The sequence below is a fragment of the Streptomyces sp. NPDC020731 genome (genome assembly GCF_044334705.1).
GTDB lineage: Bacteria > Actinomycetota > Actinomycetes > Streptomycetales > Streptomycetaceae > Streptomyces.
Genome location: NZ_JBIRTN010000029.1, coordinates 14,747 through 26,801, shown reverse-complemented (window position 1 = coordinate 26,801; position 12,055 = coordinate 14,747). Strand labels below are relative to the sequence as shown.

Annotated in this window: 19 protein-coding genes; 12 read left to right on the top strand and 7 right to left on the bottom strand. The window is 71.5% G+C overall.

Annotated elements, in window-relative coordinates:
• The first annotated feature begins 97 nt into the window (after window positions 1-97).
• The 9 genes from ACH4VX_RS33230 (at window position 98) to ACH4VX_RS33190 (ending at window position 6,341) form a co-directional block, all read left to right on the top strand.
• Window positions 98-457, top strand: a complete 360-nt coding sequence (locus ACH4VX_RS33230) for a hypothetical protein (protein WP_398372778.1) — start codon at window positions 98-100, stop codon at window positions 455-457.
• Between the two features lie 11 nt (window positions 458-468).
• Window positions 469-741, top strand: a complete 273-nt coding sequence (locus ACH4VX_RS33225; RefSeq protein WP_398372776.1) for a hypothetical protein — start codon at window positions 469-471, stop codon at window positions 739-741.
• Entirely contained in the window at window positions 738-1,223 is a 486-nt protein-coding gene (locus ACH4VX_RS33220; protein WP_398372774.1) for a DUF2742 domain-containing protein, read from the top strand. The genes ACH4VX_RS33225 and ACH4VX_RS33220 overlap by 4 nt, the downstream gene beginning before the upstream one ends.
• Window positions 1,220-2,731, top strand: a complete 1,512-nt coding sequence (locus tag ACH4VX_RS33215) for a phage/plasmid primase, P4 family (RefSeq protein WP_398372773.1) — start codon at window positions 1,220-1,222, stop codon at window positions 2,729-2,731. The genes ACH4VX_RS33220 and ACH4VX_RS33215 overlap by 4 nt, the downstream gene beginning before the upstream one ends.
• 407 nt (window positions 2,732-3,138) lie before the next feature.
• Entirely contained in the window at window positions 3,139-3,501 is a 363-nt protein-coding gene (locus ACH4VX_RS33210) for a hypothetical protein (protein WP_398372772.1), read from the top strand.
• The gene (locus ACH4VX_RS33205) at window positions 3,494-4,177 is read left to right on the top strand and encodes a helix-turn-helix domain-containing protein (protein WP_398372770.1); all 684 of its coding nucleotides are present in this window, start codon (window positions 3,494-3,496) and stop codon (window positions 4,175-4,177) included. Before ACH4VX_RS33210 ends, ACH4VX_RS33205 begins: the two co-directional genes overlap by 8 nt.
• Window positions 4,174-4,893: a hypothetical protein gene (locus ACH4VX_RS33200; RefSeq protein WP_398372768.1), complete on the top strand. Its 720-nt coding sequence runs from the start codon at window positions 4,174-4,176 to the stop codon at window positions 4,891-4,893. The genes ACH4VX_RS33205 and ACH4VX_RS33200 overlap by 4 nt, the downstream gene beginning before the upstream one ends.
• Window positions 4,890-5,144 (top strand): hypothetical protein, encoded by a 255-nt coding sequence (locus ACH4VX_RS33195; protein WP_398372767.1) that lies wholly within the window; start codon window positions 4,890-4,892, stop codon window positions 5,142-5,144. Before ACH4VX_RS33200 ends, ACH4VX_RS33195 begins: the two co-directional genes overlap by 4 nt.
• 792 nt (window positions 5,145-5,936) lie before the next feature.
• Window positions 5,937-6,341, top strand: a complete 405-nt coding sequence (locus tag ACH4VX_RS33190; RefSeq protein ID WP_398372765.1) for a hypothetical protein — start codon at window positions 5,937-5,939, stop codon at window positions 6,339-6,341.
• 34 nt (window positions 6,342-6,375) lie between these two features.
• On the opposite strand, the gene ACH4VX_RS33185 is transcribed toward ACH4VX_RS33190, so the two are convergent.
• Window positions 6,376-6,621 (bottom strand): winged helix-turn-helix domain-containing protein, encoded by a 246-nt coding sequence (locus ACH4VX_RS33185; RefSeq protein WP_398372764.1) that lies wholly within the window; start codon window positions 6,619-6,621, stop codon window positions 6,376-6,378.
• Window positions 6,622-6,782: 161 nt separating this feature from the next.
• Between ACH4VX_RS33185 and ACH4VX_RS33180 the strand changes: the two genes are divergently transcribed.
• Together ACH4VX_RS33180 and ACH4VX_RS33175 are read left to right on the top strand one after the other, a co-directional pair.
• Complete coding sequence (locus ACH4VX_RS33180; RefSeq protein ID WP_398372762.1) at window positions 6,783-6,953, top strand: hypothetical protein; 171 nt, start codon at window positions 6,783-6,785, stop codon at window positions 6,951-6,953.
• Window positions 6,950-7,144, top strand: a complete 195-nt coding sequence (locus tag ACH4VX_RS33175) for a hypothetical protein (protein WP_398372760.1) — start codon at window positions 6,950-6,952, stop codon at window positions 7,142-7,144. Before ACH4VX_RS33180 ends, ACH4VX_RS33175 begins: the two co-directional genes overlap by 4 nt.
• A gap of 65 nt (window positions 7,145-7,209) precedes the next feature.
• On the opposite strand, the gene ACH4VX_RS33170 is transcribed toward ACH4VX_RS33175, so the two are convergent.
• The 3 genes from ACH4VX_RS33170 to ACH4VX_RS33160 form a co-directional block, all read right to left on the bottom strand.
• Window positions 7,210-7,530 carry a helix-turn-helix domain-containing protein gene (locus tag ACH4VX_RS33170; RefSeq protein WP_398372824.1) on the bottom strand — a complete coding sequence of 107 codons (321 nt, stop codon included), beginning with the start codon at window positions 7,528-7,530 and terminating at the stop codon, window positions 7,210-7,212.
• Window positions 7,531-7,535: 5 nt separating this feature from the next.
• Window positions 7,536-7,856 carry a hypothetical protein gene (locus ACH4VX_RS33165; RefSeq protein WP_398372758.1) on the bottom strand — a complete coding sequence of 107 codons (321 nt, stop codon included), beginning with the start codon at window positions 7,854-7,856 and terminating at the stop codon, window positions 7,536-7,538.
• A 396-nt stretch (window positions 7,857-8,252) separates the two neighbouring features.
• Window positions 8,253-8,519: a GlsB/YeaQ/YmgE family stress response membrane protein gene (locus ACH4VX_RS33160; RefSeq protein ID WP_398372756.1), complete on the bottom strand. Its 267-nt coding sequence runs from the start codon at window positions 8,517-8,519 to the stop codon at window positions 8,253-8,255.
• A gap of 93 nt (window positions 8,520-8,612) precedes the next feature.
• On the opposite strand from ACH4VX_RS33160, the gene ACH4VX_RS33155 reads away from it, so the two are divergent.
• On the top strand, window positions 8,613-9,863 hold the full coding sequence (locus tag ACH4VX_RS33155; RefSeq protein WP_398372754.1) for an APC family permease: 1,251 nt from the start codon (window positions 8,613-8,615) through the stop codon (window positions 9,861-9,863).
• Between the two features lie 130 nt (window positions 9,864-9,993).
• Here ACH4VX_RS33155 and ACH4VX_RS33150 read toward each other — a convergent pair whose 3' ends face one another.
• The 3 genes from ACH4VX_RS33150 to htpX all read right to left on the bottom strand — a co-directional run bounded on the left by ACH4VX_RS33150 (window position 9,994) and on the right by htpX (window position 11,922).
• Complete coding sequence (locus tag ACH4VX_RS33150) at window positions 9,994-10,560, bottom strand: SMI1/KNR4 family protein (RefSeq protein WP_398372753.1); 567 nt, start codon at window positions 10,558-10,560, stop codon at window positions 9,994-9,996.
• A 109-nt stretch (window positions 10,561-10,669) separates the two neighbouring features.
• Entirely contained in the window at window positions 10,670-11,062 is a 393-nt protein-coding gene (locus tag ACH4VX_RS33145) for a YccF domain-containing protein (protein ID WP_398372751.1), read from the bottom strand.
• Entirely contained in the window at window positions 11,059-11,922 is an 864-nt protein-coding gene (gene htpX / locus ACH4VX_RS33140) for a zinc metalloprotease HtpX (RefSeq protein ID WP_398372749.1), read from the bottom strand. Before htpX ends, ACH4VX_RS33145 begins: the two co-directional genes overlap by 4 nt.
• Between the last annotated feature and the right edge of the window lie 133 nt (window positions 11,923-12,055).

Genomic DNA, 12,055 nt, shown 5'->3' with positions numbered 1-12,055 from the left:
CTGAGGGCCCAGCACCCACCCGTAGAAACACCGCGACCCGGGGTTCATCGCTCCTCAGCAACTCCCCGGGCCGCGCCTCACAGATAGGCACAGAGCAATGCTCGCACAGCCCACCACCATGGCGCCCGTCGCCTCGCTTACCGACGCCCCCGCCTTCCCCTCCGTCCTACTCGATGGGGACCGCGCCGCCGATCCGGTGATCGCCGCCCAGCGCGCGAACACGTTCGTGACCGTGCCCGGCGCCGTCGAGGTGCCGTCCGGTATCGCCAAGCTCGCCGAGCTGATGAAGTCGGAGGCGGACAAGTACCGCGCCGCCGTCATGCGCGGCGACGTCCGGGCCGCCGCGTCCGGCCTGGCCGCCGTCGGCATCCTGTACCAGGTCGCGTCGGCCGAGCTCGGCGCCCCGCTCGACGTCGTCGAGGCCGCCCTCGTCGATGCCCTGCGGGGCGCCCGGTGACTAACCGCACCATGACCGTGCCCCCCGGCGCCGCCTCGGCGCCGGGGACGTCCGGCGTTCCCTCCGAACTGCGCCGCCGCCACGCCGCCGCGGCCCGCACCGCGCCGCTCCCCTGCGGCGCCCACCGTGACCCCGAGCTGCACGAGGTCGCGCCCGCCGCGCCAAGCACGTACGGCCTGACCCCGGGCGAGTTGCGTGCCGAAGCCGACCGGCTCACCGCCCGCGGTTGGTCCGTCGCCGAGGTCGCCGCACGCCTGAACCTGCGAGAGGTGGCCCCGGCATGACCAGCCCCCGCACGAACCCCGCCACGACGGACGCCGTCGCCGTATGGGCCGCCGTCCAGGTGACCGCGCTCGGCGTCGACACCTGGCCCACGTACGGCGGCCCCGCCTGGCGCGCCCTCGTCGCCAACGACCCCCGCAAGGCCGCCGCCATCTTCGAGGCCGCCGAGCATTGGCGCCAGCACCGCGCCGAGGCCGACGAACTCGACCGGCTGCTCACCGACGACCCCGAGGAGTGGTGGCGCCGCATCGTCGCCGACGCGGACGCCGAAGCCCGCCGGATCGCCCCCGCCCTCGCGAAGCGGCCCACGGTCGCCGAGGTCCGGGCCCGCGCCGGCCGCCGCCCGCCGCGCCCCGTCACCGCCGCCCCCGGCTGGCCGCCGGTCGCCGTCCCGGGCCGCCCCGGCTACCGCCGGCACCTCGTCGACGGCCGCCAAGTCGACCTGCCCACCGCCCGCAAGACCTTGGAGTCCGCCCCCCGATGACCGCCGACTACGGCGACGCCGTGTCACCGGCCAGGCCCGAGCCTGAGCCGGTGGTTCAGCTGTTCCCCCACCTGTCCCCTGACTACGTGCCGCCGCCCGCCGAGGCGCCGGCCGAGCCGCTGCACCTCCCCTCGCCGACCCATCCCATGGCGGTCGCCCGCGCGCTGCTGCCCGCCTGGCAGGACCACGGCACGTTCACCCTGCGGCACTGGCGCGGTGCGTGGATGCGGTGGCGTGGCCCGCACTGGGACGAGGACGACGCCGCCGCCATGCGCGCCGACCTGTACCCGCGCGTCGAGCACGCCACCTACACCACGACCGACCGCAACGGACGGGACAAGACCGTCGATTGGGCGCCTACCTCGGCGAAGGTCGCGAACCTCATGGAAGCCATGGCCGCGATCGTGCACCTGCCCGCGGACACCGAGCCCCCGACGTGGCTCGCGGCGCCGGACCGTGAGCGGCTCACCATCGTCGCCTGTGAGAACGGTCTGCTCGACGTCACCACGCGGCAACTGCACCCGCTCACGCCCATGTTCTTCAACCGCGTGTCCGTGCCGTTCGACTACGACCCCGCGGCACCCGCCCCGGCGCGGTGGCTCGGCTTCCTGAACTCCATCTGGCCCGACGACCCCGACGCGGTCCAGGCCCTACAGGAGTGGTTCGGATACGTCCTATCCGGACGCACCGACCTACAGAAGATGCTCCTCATCGTCGGCCCCATGCGGTCCGGTAAGGGCACGATCGCCCGCACCCTGACCGCGTTGGTCGGCAAGCGGAACATGACCGGCCCGACCATGTCGTCCCTGACGACGAACTTCGGTCTCGCCGACCTCGTCGGGAAGTCCCTCGCGATCGTCGCGGACGCCCGCCTTCCCCGACAGGGCGCCGAGACCATCGTCGAACGACTACTCACCATCTCCGGTGAGGACGCCGTCACCGTCGACCGCAAGCACAAGGAACCATGGTCCGGACGGCTCCCGGCGCGGTTCATGCTGCTGTCCAACGAACTGCCCGCGTTCCGCGACTCATCCGGCGCCATCGCATCCCGGCTGCTCATCCTCACCATGACGATCAGCAACCTCGGACGCGAAGACACCACCCTCGAACGCGACCTGGCCCGCGAGATGCCGGGCATCCTGAACTGGGCCCTCGACGGTCTCGACCGGCTCTCCGCCCGCGGACGTCTCGTCGAACCCGCATCGTCCGCCGAGGCCGTCGCCCTGCTCAACGCCAGTACCAGCCCGATCCGCGCGTTCCTCGCCGACTGGTGCCAGCTCGACCCCGAGGCCAGCACGCCGAAGGACGACCTGTACGAGGCATGGCGCGATTGGTGCCGCACCGAAGGGCGTGACCACCCGGGCACGAAGCCGACGTTCAGCCGCGACCTGTTCGCCGCCGGCGCGGGCATCAAGGAATCCAAGATCCGCATCGGTGGCGTCCGGACACCGTCGTACATCGGCGTACGGCTCGACCGCCCGACACCGCGCCCAGGGTGGTCCGGGTAATGGTCCGGGATCGGTCCGGGGTGCGTGGCATGCAAAAACGCAGGTCACACCACCTGGTCCGGGTGGTCCGGGCAATTCCAGAAAGTCTCCCGCGCACACAGGCGCACACCCGCACGCACTATCCACAGATAGTTCCGCGACTCAGCCCGGACCACCCGGCCCACCCCCGCCTGACCAGCGGAAACAAGGGCCGAACAACCCCGGACCACCCCCAGACCAGACCCCGGACCACCGGGCCCGGATGCGTACCGCGCCGGGCCCACCTCTAGACCACCCAATCGAACTGATGTCCCCCTGTGATGCACCCCGTCTCGCGCGCGCACCTGAACCACAGCACCGGCGTCCGCGACCGGTCGCGCCCCGGATCGCCTCGCGGGCGCACGTACATGTACGAGAGGACCAACCCCATGCCTAGTACCCCCACTGCCCCCGGTGAGCAGCCGAGCGGCTACCCCGGCCGTGACCAGCTCGACGATGCCAACCGCCGGTTCCGCCGTGCTCTGGCCCGCCTCGCCCGCGAAGGTCGCCGCCACGACTCCGAGTTGCTCGCCGAGGTCGCCCGGATCGCCGCCGAGGCCGCCGACATCCTCGACCGGCTCGCCAAGGATGCGACCGAGGTCGAGGGGAAGTCGGCCCGGCACCGCGCCGCACTGGCCCGCGAGCAGCAGGCCTTGACCCGCACCCTGCGGAAGTTGTCCCGCTCGAACCCCGCCCTCGCGGCACGGCTCGCCCGCACCGCCGCCGAGCAGGACGGGGCCGCCCATGGTTAGCCACGTCGAGCAGGCCATAGCCGCCCGCATAGCCGCCGTACGCGCCCGCCGCGACCAGCAGGCAGCCGACCGCGCCGCACTCGCCGAGCAGCGCACCCACGGCCTACGGGCACGGCACGCCGCCAAGCTATCTCGCGGCGAACAGACCGCCAGTGGACTGGGCCAACCTCGCGCGCGTGAGGGCCGAACCGACGCCGAGGGAGTCGACAGCAGCGACACCCCGCCAAAATCGAACAGCGCGGTAACAAAATCGAACGACCGTCCCGAGGCGGCGCCAATGAGCAGCCGACCCGTCAACGAGGGCGCCGTCATCGTGCCGCGCACCCTCGCCCCCACCGTCTTCAACGCCGTCGTGCTGTACCTCGGCGACCGCGTCCGCACCGGAGGCGGCGCACTGACCCCAGACGCCCGCGCCCTACTCCGTGACCTCCACCGCGCCGCCGTAATCGACCACAGTTCCGATAACGGCACCGTGCCACCCGCCACTGCCACCGTGGCCCCGGTTACGGAGGTGTCGGTGAGCGAGGCCGCCGCACTGCTCGGCTGCACCGCCGGGTACGTGCGGCGCCTCGCCCGGTACGGCACCCTCACCGCCCGCCGCATCGGCACCCGCACATGGGCGATCGACCGGGCCTCACTTGACACATTCCGCCACGGAGGACAAGCCACACCATGACCACCGCACCCGGCATCGGCACAACGCCCGAAGTCGCCCAGGCCGAAACCGAAGCGCGCGAGGCTGACGCCCTGCTCGACGCCCTCGAAGAGCGCGTGCGCGACGGAGACGACAAGGTCACCCCGCAGCAACTCGCCGAGCAGCGCGAGCTGTCAGGGTTCGCCAAGCTCCGCGCCGAAGCCGCCCGCAGGAAGGCCGAGCGCGCCGCCGCCAAGGCCGCCGAGCAGCACCGCGCCGCCCTGGTTGCGAACGCGCTCACCGTGGTCGAGGAGCGGGCCGGCCGTGCGCCCGTGGCCGAGGCGTACGACCGGGCCCGCACGGCGATCGCCGACATGCTCGCCGCCGCCGACGCCCACGACCAGGCCGTCACCGAAGCGGCCCGCATGCTTCGGTCGGCCGGCGCCGGGCCGATGCACCGTTACGAGCAGGTCGAGCAGGACGGATACGTCACCCGGGAATCGTGCCGGGTGAAGGCGACGCGGACCGCGCCGACCGTCGACCCGACCACGGCTGCCCTCGCGTTCGGCGACGACTCCCGGTCCCACATCGGCGCCGCCCGACTGCTCGCCGTCCTGGTGACGGAGGCCGCGGCCGGCGTGCCGACCGGCCCGGGGGAGACCGCGTTCGACCGGGCCCCGCTCGCCGAGCAGGCGCACCGGCACCGGGACGTCGTCCGCGCCTTCCTGGCCGCCGCGAAGGGGGGCAAGTCCAAGTGACCCGCGAGCACGTCACCGCCGCCGCGCCCGATCCGGCACCGCGCCGCCGCACCGTCGAGCAGCAGGGCTACGTGTCGCCCGCCTACGCCCGGTTCGCCGCCGAACAGGAGCGCCGCGCCGCCGAGGCCGCCGCCGACCACTACCGGCCTCCGGAGACCCGTGAGCAGTTGCTCGCGATGTGCAGCGCCGATCAGGTGCGCACATTCGAGGAGCACCGCACCACGTACGACCGGCTCATGCTCGGCGAGTGACCGCGGACATGACGAGGGCCCCGGAGCCCTTCCATCAGGGAAGGTCCGGGGCCCTCGCGTCCCCACCACCGGGCCAGGGCCCGTGCCGCACCAGTACGACATCCCTGAAGCGCGTGAGGAGCTGTCATCCCAGCCAGCGGTGACACCCGATACCGTCGTCGCTGAACCGACCACAAGGGGGAAGCCACATGCGTGGCAAATGGGGATGGGCTGTACTGGGTGCTGCCGCAGTTGTCGGGCAGTTCGTCGTAAGCGCATGGCCGCGCGACACCGCCGAGGCAGACGAGGATGTCCGCCGCAGGTTTGGCGACGACCCAGGCAGCTTCGGCACACACTTCAGCAGCGGGTCCGGCGGGTACCGGCGGTGCGGCCATGGAGGGTGCAAGAAGAAGGCGCACCGGTTCATCACAAGTCATGACTGCTGCACCCGGTGCGAGCGCTCCCGGAGCTGTTACGCCGAAATGACGCGCGAGTACGACGGGCCAGGCGGTTTCCCTCACGACTGCCGCGACGGGATCATGCAGCCTGGCGTGTGCATCCACTGCGGCGGACCCGTCGAAGAAGAATAACTGAAGCGAAACAATCCGACTGCAAGGATCACGGATCCGTTCAACAGGCCGTTTCAGCAGGTCACAGGCGGGCGATCGCGGCAGGATCACGCGCGAGGGGCGTCATGGGTGTCGGCGTTCCTACGCGTCCGCGGGCTCCCCGGGGAGCGCGATCACGAACACGCCCTCTCCCTGCACATGCTGTACCAAGCCCTCGTCGGCCAGGACCTCAAGCACGCTCTTGTTGGTTCGCCGTGACGTCAGCCCGCCGGTTCTCCGCTTCAACTCCGCTTGCGAGGGCAGGCGCTGGCAGCTTCAGAAGCGAAACGAACGGCTGCTCGCCACCGTGCGGGCCGCCGTCCCCGTACGCCTCCGCATGGCCGACGAGGGACACGAGGTATGGCAGCGAGGCCCGGCAACCATCGTCATGCCGGTCGTGCCGCTCCACTACCCCCAGCCGGTACAGACCGCCCTCACCATCTACCGCATGGCCGAACTGACCTACGACTGCCCGCAGTGCGACAACGAGGTGAAGGTGACGGAAGCCGGCGCGGTGCTGCTGCGCCATGAGGTGCACTGCCCTGCCGACCCTGACCGGCTTGTCGCCCTGGCCGCCGAACACGGCATCGCCATGAACCGCAGCCTGTAGGCCATGCTCCCGAGCCCCGGCATCCAGCCGGGGCCTACTGCTCTTCCGGCGTCGGCAACTCCGTGACGAACGTTCCCTCGCCGACGTGCATCTCCGCCAGGCCGACCGCGCGCAGCTCCTTGAGCGCGTGCCGCGCCGGCACCTCCGAGATGTCGTACTCCGCCGTGAGCTGCACAACGCTTGGCAACTTGCTGCCCGGCGGATAGGTGCCGTCGAGGATGCGTTCCCGCAGGACCTCGTACAACTGCCGCCACTTCGGCTCGCCAGGCTTCCACTTCATGAGCTCGAAGCTAGGCAGGGAGAGCGCGCATGGCGAGGCACGCGCGCCTATCGGGGGTATCGCGCATATCGCGCCTGCGGTAGCGTGTCGGGCCACAAGGGACCCCCGCGGTCGGTCAGGGCCCGGGGGCGTGGCCACCGCCACAAGGGAGCGACGACACCGTGAATCGTAGAGCAACCCCGCCGACCCCGACCGTGCCCGCATGCGCCGACTGCATCCGGCTGGAGAACCAGGAGCAGGCCGCCGAGCTTGAGGGCGACCTCTCCCGGGCGATCGACTACCGCGTGCTGCTGCGCCGCCACCGCGCCGAAGCACACAAGGGCCAGCAGTGAGCGCCAGCCAGGCCGCCGAGGGTGGCGAGGTGTCGGCCGACGCAGCGTTCATCGCGCTCGCCGACCACTGCATCGGCTGCACTGTCTGCATGCCGGACGTCGACCGTCCGGAGGTAGGACGGCCCGTCTGCCCGGAGGCTGAGCGCCTGTACTGGGCCTGGCGCCGCGCGGAGCGCAGGGCGCGCAACTGACGGGACGAACCACAGCACTGCCCCGGACCGCGTACGACGGCCGGGGGCAGTGCCATTTCCTCGCGTCAGCCGCGGGCGGCTCGCCAGGCGCGCACGTGGCGGGCGGCCTGGCGGATCGCGAATCGGGCCGCGTCCTCCGGGCGCGCACCGTATGCGGCGGTGAGCACCGCGAGATTGCGGCGCAACTGCGGCTCGTCGGGCAGCAGCAGACCGGCCGCAACCGGCGGCGCAGGCTTGGGCTCCGGAGCGGGCGCCAGCGGGGGCGCGTCCGCCAGGTCCCTGCGCACCGTGTCGCGGGAAACTCCCAGCTCAGCGGCAATATCCGCCGGACTCATGCCGCGGTCAGTGAGGTGCGCGACGACGATGCGGCGCGTTGCACGGGACATGGCAGTCACGCCGCACCACCCTGGGGCGTGACTGCCTCGGACCACGACTTGCCCGCGGCCAGCGCGGTGCGCGCCTGCTCGCTGGTGACGTAGCCGGCGGGCGGCGTCTCGGCGAGGCGCTCGCGGAGGTACCGGGTCGTCCACTCGATGCCGAGCGGGCCGCCGTCGAGGGCGTCGCGGAGCGCGATCTTCGCGTGCGCGGCGCGGTCGCACAGCACCCGGTCGTGCGCCTGCTCGTCGCCGACCGTGGCGGGCGCGGGAATGTCGAGGGCGTCGAGGACGACCGCGAGGAAGTCGCGGACGGCGTCCGGGGTACGGTCCGGCATGGGTCTGGACTCCTTGATGCGAAGGGGTTCGGATCAAGGCGCCGTCCGGTGTTGTGAGCATCGGGCGGCGCCGCTCTGTCTGCGGTGGCAGATGAACGGAGCCAGGCGGGGCGCGGGCACGCGAGGGCACTTGCAGGGCACAAGGCCCCGAGTAACCCTGCGAAACGATGGCAATTACTGAAAGTAGTTTCTGCACGTCACATCCCCTTTCGGGGATCACATGCAGGTCAGGGCTTCAGGCGGGCGGTACGTGAACTACCGGTAGGTCCGGCCGAGCGGGCCGGGGCCGGTGGCGTTCGTGCGCCGCACGGGCACGAGGAAGGGTGGGCACGCGGGCGGTGACCACCCTTCTCGCCCGCCGGCTGCGGCTCAGGGCCCGCCGCGCGCGGTGCGCGGTCAGTCGCGCGAGTGGCCGAACAGGATGCGGTAGGCGATCAGGAGGACGAGCGAGCCGCCGATCGCGGCGGCCCAGGTGGTGCCGTCGTAGAAGTCCTTGGTGATCGGGTGGTCCAGCCAACGCGCCGATATCCAGCCCCCGATGAACGCACCGGCGACGCCGATCAGCGTCGTGCCGATGAGGCCGCCCGGATCACGGCCGGGCAGCAGGAACTTCGCCATGGCTCCGGCCAACAGTCCCAGGATGATCCAGCTGATGATCGTCATGCCGTGTACCTGCCCCTTTCCCGCTCTCCTCGCACCGTGAAGGACGTCACGCGTACACCTGCCGGTTGCACGTGATCAGTAGGGTGCGGCCTCATGACAGAGACGTCCGGCCCCGCCCTGCGGCGTACGCTCGGCGTCGGTGACGCCGTGATCATCGGTCTCGGCTCGATGGTGGGAGCCGGGATCTTCGCAGCCCTGGCGCCCGCCGCGCACGCGGCCGGTTCCGGACTGCTCCTCGGGCTGGCGGTCGCCGCCGTGGTCGCCTACTGCAACGCCACGTCGTCGGCGCGCCTCGCCACCCTGTACCCGGCCTCGGGCGGCACGTACGTGTACGGGCGCGAGCGGCTCGGGGACTTCTGGGGTTACCTCGCGGGCTGGGCGTTCGTGGTCGGGAAAACGGCCTCCTGCGCGGCGATGGCCCTCACCGTGGGCGCGTACGTCTGGCCGGGGCAGGCGCACGCCGTGGCGGTGGCCGCCGTGGTGGCGCTGACCGCGGTGAACTACGGCGGTGTCCAGAAGTCCGCGTGGCTGACGCGGGCGATCGTGGGTGTGGTCCTGGCTGTCCTCGCTTCCGTTGTGGTCATGTGTCTGACGTCGGGAGAGGCCGAAGCCGGGCGGCTGGGCATCGGGGTCTCCGGCGGTGCCGGCGGGGTGCTTCAGGCGGCCGGTCTGCTGTTCTTCGCCTTCGCCGGGTACGCCCGTATCGCGACCCTCGGTGAGGAGGTCCGGGATCCTGCGCGCACCATCCCCCGGGCGATCCCGCTGGCCCTGGGCATCGCGCTGGTCGTGTACGCGGCTGTCGCTGTGGCCGTCCTCTCGGTACTGGGGTCGAAGGGGCTGGGTGACGCCACCGCGCCGCTCGCCGACGCGGTGCGGGCCGCCGGTGTTCCCGGGCTGGTGCCGGTGGTGCGGGTGGGGGCGGCGGTGGCCGCGCTGGGTTCGCTGCTCGCCCTGGTCCTGGGGGTCTCACGGACGACGCTGGCCATGGCCCGGGACCGGCATCTGCCGGGTGCCCTCGCCGCCGTGCATCCTCGGTTCCGGGTGCCGCACCGGGCGGAGTTGGCCGTGGGCGCTGTGGTCGCCGTCCTGGCCGCCACGGTGGATGTGCGGGGCGCCATCGGGTTCTCCTCCTTCGGTGTGCTGACGTACTACGCGGTGGCCAACGCATCGGCCTGGACGCTCGATTCACGGCCGGTGACGCGGGTGGTGCCGGCGGTGGGGCTCGCCGGGTGCCTGGCGCTGGCGTTCTCGCTGCCGTGGGTCCCGGTGGCCGTGGGCGCGGGGGTGCTGGTGGTGGGGATGGCGGCTTACGGCGTGCGGCGGCGGGTCGGGGGCGGGCGGTAGTCGTGGCGGGCCCGGGTGCGAGCGGGCCGCGCTCGCAGGTGCGGTGGGTTCCCCGGGGACGCCCGGCCCTCTAGGGCCTTGAGCTCGGGGATGCTCTTCCGGGCGTCACGGCGGCCTTCGCGGAGCTCGGTCAGGACGTCGGCACCGGCGTCCCGCGGTCCGCGAACCCGGTCCAGGGGGCCAGGTCCGTCCCCTCGTTCCCCTCCTCGTACCAGCCCGTGCCCCGGACCCAGGAATGGAGCCAGTCCGTGAGGCCGGGCGCGTCGAGGAACCAGGCGTGGTCGGGGTCGCCCGGGTTGGGTTCGAAGAGGAGGACGGTGGCCTGGGACGAGCGGCAGTCGACGCAGGCGTACATGCCACAGCCCCAGTGGGATATGGGCAGCATTCCCTCGGGCCAGGGCCAGTCGGGATCCTCGCGGCCGCTCATGCGGTTGGCGAGGTACTGGGTCACGACGGCGGGTTCACCGGAGGGCGCGCTGTCCAGCAGGGGCAGCAATCCGTACTCGGGGCCGAATCCACCGTCCGCTATGCGCAGATAGAGCTCGGCGAGCAGCGGGGGCAGGGCGAAGCCCAGAGTGGCCTCGGCGCGTGCCAGTGTGGCCGCGTCGACGGGGTCGGGGAGGGAAGGCCAGCCCCATGGGCGGGTGTTGCGGGCCTTGTCCGCCACCTGTGTCAGCAACTGCTCGTGCTCGGTCATGGATTCATGATGCGGGTCGCCACTGACATTCGTGCGGGCCTGTGGACAACCTCTGGGTTGTGGACAACGCCCAGGTCACGACGTGACCATGAGGGCGCGTCCCGCCTTGTCAGCGCTGCGTGAACGCCTGGTCCGTCCGCACGATCTCGCGGCCCAGCGGGAACAGTGAGACCGGGATCAGCTTGAAGTTGGCGAGGCCCAGCGGGATTCCGATGAGCGTCACGCACAGGGCGATACCGGTGAGGATGTGGCCGAGCGCCAGCCACCAGCCCGCGAGGAGCAGCCACAGCACGTTGACGAGGAAGGAAGGGGCTCCCGCGTCCCGGCGCTCGACCGTCGTGTACCCGAAGGGCCACAGGGCGTAGACACCTATGCGGAAGGCGGCGACGCCGAAGGGGATGCCGATGACCGTGATGCAGAGCAGCACGCCCGCGAGCAGGTAGCCGAGGAACAGCCAGAAGCCGCTGAAGACGAGCCATATGAGATTCAGGATGGTCTTCATTGGTGGTGACCTGCCATCTTCTCGAGCCGGGCGATGCGTTCCGCCATCGGCGGGTGGGTGGAGAACATCTTCGAGAGCCCCTGGCCCGGGCGGAACGGGTTCGCGATCATCATGTGGCTGGCCGTCTCGATGCGGGGCTCGGGGGGCAAGGGGAGCTGTTTGGTGCCGTGTTCCAGTTTGCGCAGGGCGCCGGCGAGGGCGAGTGGGTCCCCGGTGAGCTGGGCGCCGGAGGCGTCGGCCTCGTACTCCCGGGAGCGGCTGATGGCCAGTTGGATGAGGGACGCGGCGAGCGGGCCGAGGATCATGATCAGCAGCATCCCGAGGAGGCCGGGGCCGTCGTCGTCGTCCGAGCGGCCGATCGGGATCAGCCAGGCGAAGTTGACCAGGAACATGATCACGGAGGCGAGGGCGCCGGCGACCGAGGAGATCAGGATGTCGCGGTTGTAGACATGGCTGAGCTCGTGGCCGATGACGCCGCGCAACTCCCGCTCGTCGAGCAGGCGCAGGATGCCTTCGGTGCAGCACACGGCGGCGTTGCGCGGGTTGCGGCCGGTGGCGAAGGCGTTGGGGGCCTCCGTCGGGGAGATGTACAGGTGCGGCATGGGCTGGCGGGCCTGGGTGGAGAGCTCGCGGACCATGCGGTACAGCCCCGGGGCCTCGAACTCGCTCACCGGGCGGGCGCGCATCGCGCGCAGGGCCAGCTTGTCGCTGTTCCAGTACGCGTACGCGTTGGTGCCCAGCGCGATCAGGACGGCGACGACGAGCCCCATGCGGCCGAAGAAGCTGCCGATGACGATGATGAGTGCGGACAGTCCCCCGAGGAGGACTGCTGTCCTGAGCCCGTTGTGCCGGCGGTGCACGGTACGCCCTCCAAGTCGTGCGGCAGGGGGACCCTTGCTTGCTGATCTTCCTTCTGACCTGCGCTGTCCACCGGTCTCGTGGTGTCACGTCCAGTGGACCCTCCCGTACCGGTCAACGCCAGGCGAAGGGGAC

What these genes read in the sequence shown, in the direction of transcription:
- ACH4VX_RS33205 (WP_398372770.1), top strand. Translation starts at nt 3,494, where the DNA reads ATGGTTAGCCACGTCGAGCAGGCCATAGCCGCCCGCATAGCCGCCGTA.
- ACH4VX_RS33225 (WP_398372776.1), top strand. Translation starts at nt 469, where the DNA reads ATGACCGTGCCCCCCGGCGCCGCCTCGGCGCCGGGGACGTCCGGCGTT.
- ACH4VX_RS33145 (WP_398372751.1), bottom strand. Translation starts at nt 11,062, where the DNA reads ATGAAGACCATCCTGAATCTCATATGGCTCGTCTTCAGCGGCTTCTGG.
- ACH4VX_RS33220 (WP_398372774.1), top strand. Translation starts at nt 738, where the DNA reads ATGACCAGCCCCCGCACGAACCCCGCCACGACGGACGCCGTCGCCGTA.
- ACH4VX_RS33170 (WP_398372824.1), bottom strand. Translation starts at nt 7,530, where the DNA reads ATGTCCCGTGCAACGCGCCGCATCGTCGTCGCGCACCTCACTGACCGC.
- ACH4VX_RS33185 (WP_398372764.1), bottom strand. Translation starts at nt 6,621, where the DNA reads ATGAAGTGGAAGCCTGGCGAGCCGAAGTGGCGGCAGTTGTACGAGGTC.
- ACH4VX_RS33165 (WP_398372758.1), bottom strand. Translation starts at nt 7,856, where the DNA reads ATGCCGGACCGTACCCCGGACGCCGTCCGCGACTTCCTCGCGGTCGTC.
- ACH4VX_RS33200 (WP_398372768.1), top strand. Translation starts at nt 4,174, where the DNA reads ATGACCACCGCACCCGGCATCGGCACAACGCCCGAAGTCGCCCAGGCC.
- ACH4VX_RS33230 (WP_398372778.1), top strand. Translation starts at nt 98, where the DNA reads ATGCTCGCACAGCCCACCACCATGGCGCCCGTCGCCTCGCTTACCGAC.
- ACH4VX_RS33155 (WP_398372754.1), top strand. Translation starts at nt 8,613, where the DNA reads ATGACAGAGACGTCCGGCCCCGCCCTGCGGCGTACGCTCGGCGTCGGT.
- ACH4VX_RS33215 (WP_398372773.1), top strand. Translation starts at nt 1,220, where the DNA reads ATGACCGCCGACTACGGCGACGCCGTGTCACCGGCCAGGCCCGAGCCT.
- ACH4VX_RS33150 (WP_398372753.1), bottom strand. Translation starts at nt 10,560, where the DNA reads ATGACCGAGCACGAGCAGTTGCTGACACAGGTGGCGGACAAGGCCCGC.
- ACH4VX_RS33210 (WP_398372772.1), top strand. Translation starts at nt 3,139, where the DNA reads ATGCCTAGTACCCCCACTGCCCCCGGTGAGCAGCCGAGCGGCTACCCC.
- ACH4VX_RS33160 (WP_398372756.1), bottom strand. Translation starts at nt 8,519, where the DNA reads ATGACGATCATCAGCTGGATCATCCTGGGACTGTTGGCCGGAGCCATG.